6 protein-coding genes are annotated in these 7,697 nt (G+C 33.1%); all 6 read right to left on the reverse strand.

What is annotated here, in order from left to right:
• Positions 1–524, reverse strand: a 524-nt coding sequence (locus tag ACXJH6_RS03880) for a cache domain-containing protein (protein WP_456470453.1), incomplete at its 3' end; no start/stop codon positions are given.
• Positions 525–592: 68 nt separating this feature from the next.
• A complete protein-coding gene (locus ACXJH6_RS03885) occupies positions 593–2,614 on the reverse strand; it encodes an ATP-dependent helicase (RefSeq protein ID WP_456470454.1) in 2,022 nt (673 codons plus the stop codon).
• Positions 2,615–2,641: 27 nt separating this feature from the next.
• Positions 2,642–3,007 (reverse strand): flagellar assembly protein FliW, encoded by a 366-nt coding sequence (gene fliW, locus ACXJH6_RS03890; protein WP_456470455.1) that lies wholly within the window; start codon positions 3,005–3,007, stop codon positions 2,642–2,644.
• A 157-nt stretch (positions 3,008–3,164) separates the two neighbouring features.
• Positions 3,165–4,007 (reverse strand): acetylglutamate kinase, encoded by an 843-nt coding sequence (gene argB / locus ACXJH6_RS03895; RefSeq protein ID WP_456470456.1) that lies wholly within the window; start codon positions 4,005–4,007, stop codon positions 3,165–3,167.
• Positions 3,970–6,939, reverse strand: coding sequence for an EAL domain-containing protein (locus ACXJH6_RS03900; RefSeq protein ID WP_456470457.1), 2,970 nt, complete (start codon positions 6,937–6,939; stop codon positions 3,970–3,972). Before ACXJH6_RS03900 ends, argB begins: the two co-directional genes overlap by 38 nt.
• Before the next feature lies 1 nt (position 6,940).
• Complete coding sequence (gene queC, locus ACXJH6_RS03905; RefSeq protein WP_456470458.1) at positions 6,941–7,612, reverse strand: 7-cyano-7-deazaguanine synthase QueC; 672 nt, start codon at positions 7,610–7,612, stop codon at positions 6,941–6,943.
• Positions 7,613–7,697: the final 85 nt, after the last annotated feature.

Here is a 7,697-nt window from a genome sequence, read left to right on the forward strand (position 1 = left end):
CATTTTTTAAGGGCGTTTACTCCAAGTTCTACAAAGGGAACTTTTGGAGTATTGATAAACGTTTTTCCGTCAAACTGAGGTTTTATAGGATGCATTACCATCTTATAGTTAAAATCATTTATCCAAAAATAACCGCTTTTTCCGTATCTTGCGGATTTTACAAGCTCTTTTATACGTTCTTTAAGTTCACTTTCGCTTAATTTGTCCTTATTTTTTTCATAATAAGTATTTATTATGTGAAAAAGGATATCCATTCGCTGAGCCAAATCTTCTTTGGCGTTTTTTTCAATGGATTCCGGTTTTGTCCTGTCATAATAAGACAGAACAATTTTTTCGATAATTTCACTTTTGTCCATAAGCTCTTTTTTCTTCTGAGCCATAATAGTCTTTTTAAAATTTTCTATATTTTTATTGGTTACCCGATATATATTGTTTACGGCAACCATCGTTGAAACAATACTCACAAGAATCACCGAGGATATTACAATAAGCAAAATTTTATTCTTTACCGATAAATTTTTCATCCTCATCCTTTTTTAGCTCAATTTTAGCACACCTATCCCCCTATGTCAACTGAATAATTATTCAAAACTCAGTTCATACGATATCCAGCCTCAGTTAAAAATCTGCTAGGTTCATATTCCTGATTTCTAACCCTGTCCCTTTTTGCCAAAGCAAAAAAAAGCTTATTTTTAGCCCTGGTTACCGCTACATAAAAAAGTCTTCTTTCTTCTTCTATTCCACCGGCAGGTTTAGAAAGCTTTATGTTAGGAAACCTGCCTTCCATCATATCCACTATATAAACTTCTTCAAATTCAAGCCCTTTACTTGCATGGACGGTTAAAAGATTAACGCCTCTTCCCTCACTCATTTCGCTGCTTCCAAGAACCATAGCGTTTAAAAATCTTTCCAAATCGTTGTAGTTTCTTAAAAGATTACCTAAAACTTTTACCTTATTTTTTATCTTCTCAAGAGATTCCTCACACCTGCCCCTGTCTCCTTTGCCGTTTTTATCTTTTGAACGCTCTTTTGCAAGCGTAATTGTTATAGCCTCAAAAACTTTTGAATTTATAACCTCGTTAAAAACGGAATGGGGATTTTTCATTCTTTTAACTTTTTTTAATAAAGAATAAAACCAATACAAAAACTCCGCTCCCTGAATAGAAAGTTTTGGATGTCTTAAAACAGGATTACTTAAAAAATCTTCTTCAAAACCCAAATTCTTAAATTTGGCAACACTCCCAAGCGTTACGAAATCATCAAAAAGACCCAGCTGATAAGAAGTTCTTTTTTTTGTAAACACCTTTTTGGATGTATCCGGAGATAAAAAACCTTTAACAGCATTCCCGTCTCCCAAAATATTCAAAGCTTCAAAAATTTCCGAGGCTATAGCGCTTCCAACCCCTTTTGCATATTCAAAAATATGTATAAAAGCCATAATGTCTTTTGGATTAACTAAAAAAGTCAATAAATCCAACGTTACTTTTATTTCACGCGATTCAAAAAAACTAACCCCTCCTTTTCTTTTACACTCAATACCCTTTTCCCTAAGCATTGCTTCAATAGCGTCGGCACTTGAATTATTTCTAAAAAGCACGGCTATTTCATCTCTTTTTGTCGTAGAAGCCAAAATTCTGGAAGCTATATCCCTGTATTCTTCAAAAGTATCGTTATATATTAAAACTTTTGGAAATTCTCCGCTGTAACCTCTGGTCACTTCAAGACTTTTGGGATAAATTCTGGGATTATTTTTAATAACCCTGTTGGCTATTTCCAAAATTTCTCCGTAACTTCGGTAATTTTTTTTAAGAGTAAAAACTTTTGCATTTTCGTATCTTTTATCAAAAGTAGAAATAATGGAAATATCGGCCCCGTTAAAAGCATAAATGCTCTGGTCGTAATCCCCAACGCAAAACAACCCCTCTTTTTTTACCGATTCTATAAATTCGTTTTGAAGCGGATTGGTATCCTGATATTCATCTACAAGTATCTCCCTGTAAGGATTTTCAATACCGCTTTTTAGAGCTTTTATCATTTCTATAAGCAAAGAGTTAAAATCAACCAGATTATGTTCTTTTTTTACGTTTTCATACTCTTCAAATATATCTTCATAAATCAAAGCATACTCTTCTTGAAGAGGAGCTCTTTTTACAAGCCACTCTTCAAAAGAAGAGGCGTTTGAATTAAGATAAAGCGAATACAAATCGAAAAGATAATTTGCAGAATAAGGTTTTTCTTCTATTCCAAGCCTGGAAAAATCTCTTTTTTCATAAATGGATTTAAAAAGAATTCTTAAGTCCTTAGGCTGTTTTAACACTAAGTTTTTATTAAGTTTTTTAAGCCATCTGTAACTTACCGAATGAAACGTCCCGGCTTCTATCTCTTTTGCATGCGGTAATACCGACGCAACCCTGTCTTTCATTTCGGCGGCGGCTTTATTGGTAAAAGTAAGCAGTAGAATTTCAGAAGGTTTAACGCCGTTTTGAAGAAGATATGCTATACGCCCCACTATTGTGGAAGTTTTCCCCGTCCCGGCACTGGCAATAACAAGATTATGCCCAACAGGAGCGGTAGCCGCTTCAAACTGTTCTTTATTTAATTTTGATAAAGGCAAATTCACCCTTTTTTAGGGCGAATTATACTATTCTTTTATAAAATCTCCAATCTTTGCATACCCCTCATTTTCCAAAACAAGCTGAGCACATGTATTGTTTTCAGGATTAAAAATAAAAGGTGCCTTGAAATTAACAACGGCTTCGGTAATAGGTTCTTTCATAACAACATTATTAAAAACCAAAACCTCCGAATTATCGTTTAAATCAAGCAAAACCTTTACATCGGCCGGAATTTCAAACACATACTCCCTCATCGAATAAGGATTGATAAGAGTAAATAAAACATTTCCTTTTTCATCTTTTAAAATCGAAAAATTGTTATCCACCTCCACAAGCTCCACCTCATTTACGTTTTCAAATCCCGGAATCGGTTTTTTTACTTTATATTTCATCTATTTCCTTTCATAAATTGGTTTATACCATTTTAGCAAAAGTTATACCGAAATGGTAAGACCTCACATAAGTACTTAAGTAGTAGAAAAACCAAACAACTTAGCATTGAAAAAACCGCCAAAAATATTAAAAATAGCTCCGTCCATATATAATTCATTATTTTTCCTTTATTTCCGTTCCGATTCCCTCGCTTGTCAAAAGCTCTAAAAGAATTGAATGCTCAACCCTTCCGTCGATAATATGGGCTTTTTCCACTCCTCTTCTAACAGCGCTCAAAGCCGCGTCTACTTTTGGAATCATTCCCCCTCCAATCGTTCCGTCTTTTTTTAATTTTTCTATCTCTCTACTGCTAAGAGAACTGATAAGATTACCTTCTTTATCCAAAACTCCCGGCGTATCCGTTAAAAACACCACCCTTTTAGCTCCTATCGCCGCGGCTATTTCACTAGCGGCCGTATCGGCGTTTATATTGTATCCGGGATGTGTGGCACCCTCACCCGCCGCAATAGGTGCAATTACCGGAATAAGATTTTCGCTTAAAAGTTTATTTACAAAAACACCGTCAACAGAAATAATTTCGCCCGTATATCCTATAAGGGATTTTGCTTTCATAAAACTCATATCTTTACCGTTAATACCTATTGCTTTTGCCCCATGCTGGTTTAGCATATTTACTATCTCTTTATTTATCTCTCCGCTTAAAACCATTTCCGCTATTTTTATTGATTCTTCAGTCGTTACCCTAACTCCGTCTTTAAATTCCGTTTTGACGTTAAGGGCTTTTAAAATTTCCGTAATTCTTTTTCCTCCCCCGTGCACTATTACAGGCTTAATCCCGACCATATAAAGCATTAAAATATCTATTGCAAAACTCTCTTTTAGTTTTTCGTCAATCTGAGCGCTTCCCCCGTATTTTATCACTATGGTTTTACCGTAAAATTTTCTTATAAACGGAAGCGAATCAAGAAGCGTTTTTACCGTTTGAATTTTCTTTTGCATGTGTATCCTTTTTATGTGGTTTTGAATAAAAATATCCCTGAGCGCAGTCAATGCCAAGTTCTTTTAATATATTGTCTATTTCTTCATTTTCCACAAATTCCGCAATAACTTCAATATTGAGTTTATGGGCAAAATATACAATAGACTCAACAAGAATACGCGATTTTTTATTACGGTATATGTTTTTGATAAATTTAGCATCAATTTTAACATAATCTATCTCCAAATCCGCAATCTTTTCAAAATTACTGTTTTCCACCCCGAAATCGTCAATTGCTATTTTATATCCCAATTTCTTTAAGGTTTTAAGTTTATAGTTAATTGCATTCATTTGTTTGTTTGCAATATTCTCAAGTATTTCAAATGTTACAGACGAAGGGTTTAACCCGTATTTTTTTGTTCTATTACAGATAAAATCTATTAAATCATCCCTTAAAAAATCCTCTTCGGTCAGATTAATCGATACGTCAAAGCCGTATTCCTTAGCGGCTTTCATGCTTTTTTCTATCATTATATTGGTCAAATCCGTAATAAATCCTGAAGTTTTGGCAATATCAATAAAATAATACGGAGTATATACCTTCTCTTTTACTATAAGTCTTGCGAGTGCTTCATATTTTCCTATTTTTTTGTTTTTATAAGAATAAATCCCCTGAAAATACGGTTCAATTGAATAGCCTTCTTCATTATGAATTGCTTTTAATAAATAATCATTAAATTTAAAAAAATCTTTAAGTTCTTTTTCTTCTTCTTTTTTAAATACAAAATATTCCGAGAGGTTCTTTTTTGCTGTTTTCAAAGCAACCGTCAAATGTCTGAGTATATCTTCATTATTTTCCGCTACACCGAAATAAAACGAGAGTTTAAAATAGAGATTGTTAATTTTTATTTCTTTATTAAAAGCTTCCTTTATTTTCTCAATATCTTTTTTATAGTCATTGCTGAAAATTATAAACTCATCCGCATCAAGCCTGTAAACGTTTTGCTTTATTTCTTTTAATTTTTTACATACCGCTCTTAATACCTTATCACCTACAGAAAAACCGTAAACCGAATTTATTTTGCTGAAATTCCTAATATTCAGAATAATTGCGTATTTTTCAGGGTTTTTATCATCAACCATTTTCGCTATCGTATAACACCCAGCAACATTATCCACATAAATCGCTTTTAATTTTTCCGACACTGCCTTTTTAACTTCATCTTTTAGACGTTTATTCATTTTTTTAAGCAATATATGTCTGTAATAAAAAAATACAGCTATTATAAAAAAAGATACAATTACACCTGTCACAAGTTTATAATCAATTTTTGAAATAACCGCATACATATATTTTTTGGTAATGGAGTTTATTTCATTTGGCTCTATTGTATCAAGCGCTTTTGAGAGGGCACTGTAAAGATAAGGATATTTTTTATTTACAGCCATTGAGATATTGTAATTTATATCGCTATACCCAGAAACTTGCAAATTTAAAAGATATTTATAGTTTATATAACTTGCAACCGGCAGTATGGCTAATGTATAATATGCCCTTCCCTCAGCCACAGCTTTAAAGGCTTCAAGGGTCGTCTCAGTCTTTAATATCTTAATATTAGGATATTTTTGCTTTAATATTTCAATCAGCGCACTGCTTTTCTGCCTGGCTAACGTTTTATTCAAAACTTCCTCTATAGAATTTATAAAAGGCGTGCCTTGACGCGTAATAAAAGCCATTTTATATCTTAAATAAGGTTTGGTAAAATATGCAAATTTTTCACGTTCTTTTGTCTTAACAGCTTCAGCCAACAGCTGACATTTACCCTCTTTAAAGAGTTTCATACTCTCTTTCCAAGACCTGGTTTTTATGATGTTAAATTTTACGTTTAATTTATTTGCCGCTATTTTTAAAACATCCTGGGCAATTCCTTTGGGTTTTCCATCCTCAACATACTCAATCGGAGGCCAGTTAGGGTCTATGCATACATTAAAGACTTTATGTTGTTGCAAATACTCTTTTTCTTTTTCAGATAAATATACTTTGCCGGGGTCATAAATAAAACTTTTAACGTCTTTTTTAACCTTCAATCCCAAAATTTTATAATAATTGCTGATTTCCTCTAGTCTGTTTAGAGATATTTCGCCTATATTCTCACCTGCCAGTTTTTTTAAAACATCTGCTTCATATTTTAAAGCCTCTTTTGACTTATGTAAAAGATTATATTTGTTATAAATTAAATCAACCGTTTCGTCTATATGCGAAAAAGCCCATTTCCAGCCTTTTATTGTGGCTTTTAAAAATTTTTGCACCGTCTTTGGATTTTTAACAAAATATTCTTTTGTAGTAAATATAATTCCGGAATAAAAATGAAAACCGTAATCTTTAGGCGAAAAAATTACAGGGGTGTAGCCTTTTTGTTTTAATAAAAACGGCTCATTTGAAATATAAACAGTAATGGCGTCATATTTTTTGTTTATCAAATCATTAATATTAAATGTTACGGGATAAAGTTTAAAATCACTCAGATTTAAACCGTTACTTAAGAGCATAAGTTGAATACCGACCGGTATTTTTTTACCGTATTTTAATGCAAGTCTTTTATGTTTTAAATCATTTAAATCGGTAATATTGTATTCCCTGATAGCCATCAGTGCATGGGGAGAATCCTGAAAAATCGCAGCTATTGCCTTAAACGGCTCGCCTTTTAAATATTTTTCAAATACGTCGATTTCTTCTATTCCGAAATCAGCCTTTTTTGATTTTACCGCATCCATTACGGTAATTTTAGGATTATAATACAAAAATTTTACATTAAGACCCTCTTTTTGATAAAACCCTTTTTCCTTTGCAACTATATATCCGGCAAATTCAAACTGCGGGAGCCAGTTAAACTGCAAGGTTACGTCTTTTGCAAAAAGCATTGCGGCAATTAAAAGAATTAAAAAACGCATACTAACCCTTGTACGGAATTTTATCTCTTATACCTGCTTTTTCAAAGCCTTTGAGTCTTAACCTGCAACTGTCACACACCCCGCACGCTTTTTCTTCTTCTTTATAACAGCTCCATGTAAGCTCAAGCGGCACTCCGACTTCCAATGCTTTTTTTACAATATCCTCTTTTTTTAAATGAATTAAAGGAGTTTTTATCGTTATATTAGTTTCGGGCTTAGTCCCGGTATTTATAGCTTTTTCCATATAAATTATAAACTCTTCCGTGCAATCGGGGTATCCGCTTGAATCTTCCTCCACTACGCCTATATATATCGCCTCAGCGCCTTCTTTTTCGGCAACGGCGGCCGCTATACTTAAAAATATACCGTTTCTAAACGGTACGTAAGTGACGGGAATTCCGGGTTTAATACCGTCAACCGGAACTTCTATGCTCTCATCAACAAGCGCACTTGCACCTATTTTTTTAAAAAACGGAATATCTATAATATAACGTTTTTCTTTCGGAATATTTAAGTAGTTGCAGATATCGTTAAACGCTTTTAATTCTCTTCTTTCAGTTCTCTGTGAGTAATTAAAATGAAGAGGTATTATTTCATAATTTTCTTTTTTTGCTATAAAAGCCGAAGTTGCAGAATCCATACCCCCGCTTAAAATCACTACCGCTTTTTTCATAGAAAGCCTTTTTGTATAATTTTACTAAAAAAGGCTTTAAAATGATAGATTTTGAAAACAGAACAGATTTTGACTTTGATGTAAA

This window comes from Caminibacter sp. (assembly GCF_053999135.1).

What these genes read in the sequence shown, in the direction of transcription:
- fliW (WP_456470455.1), bottom strand. Translation starts at nt 3,007, where the DNA reads ATGAAATATAAAGTAAAAAAACCGATTCCGGGATTTGAAAACGTAAAT.
- argB (WP_456470456.1), bottom strand. Translation starts at nt 4,007, where the DNA reads ATGCAAAAGAAAATTCAAACGGTAAAAACGCTTCTTGATTCGCTTCCG.
- ACXJH6_RS03900 (WP_456470457.1), bottom strand. Translation starts at nt 6,939, where the DNA reads ATGCGTTTTTTAATTCTTTTAATTGCCGCAATGCTTTTTGCAAAAGAC.
- queC (WP_456470458.1), bottom strand. Translation starts at nt 7,612, where the DNA reads ATGAAAAAAGCGGTAGTGATTTTAAGCGGGGGTATGGATTCTGCAACT.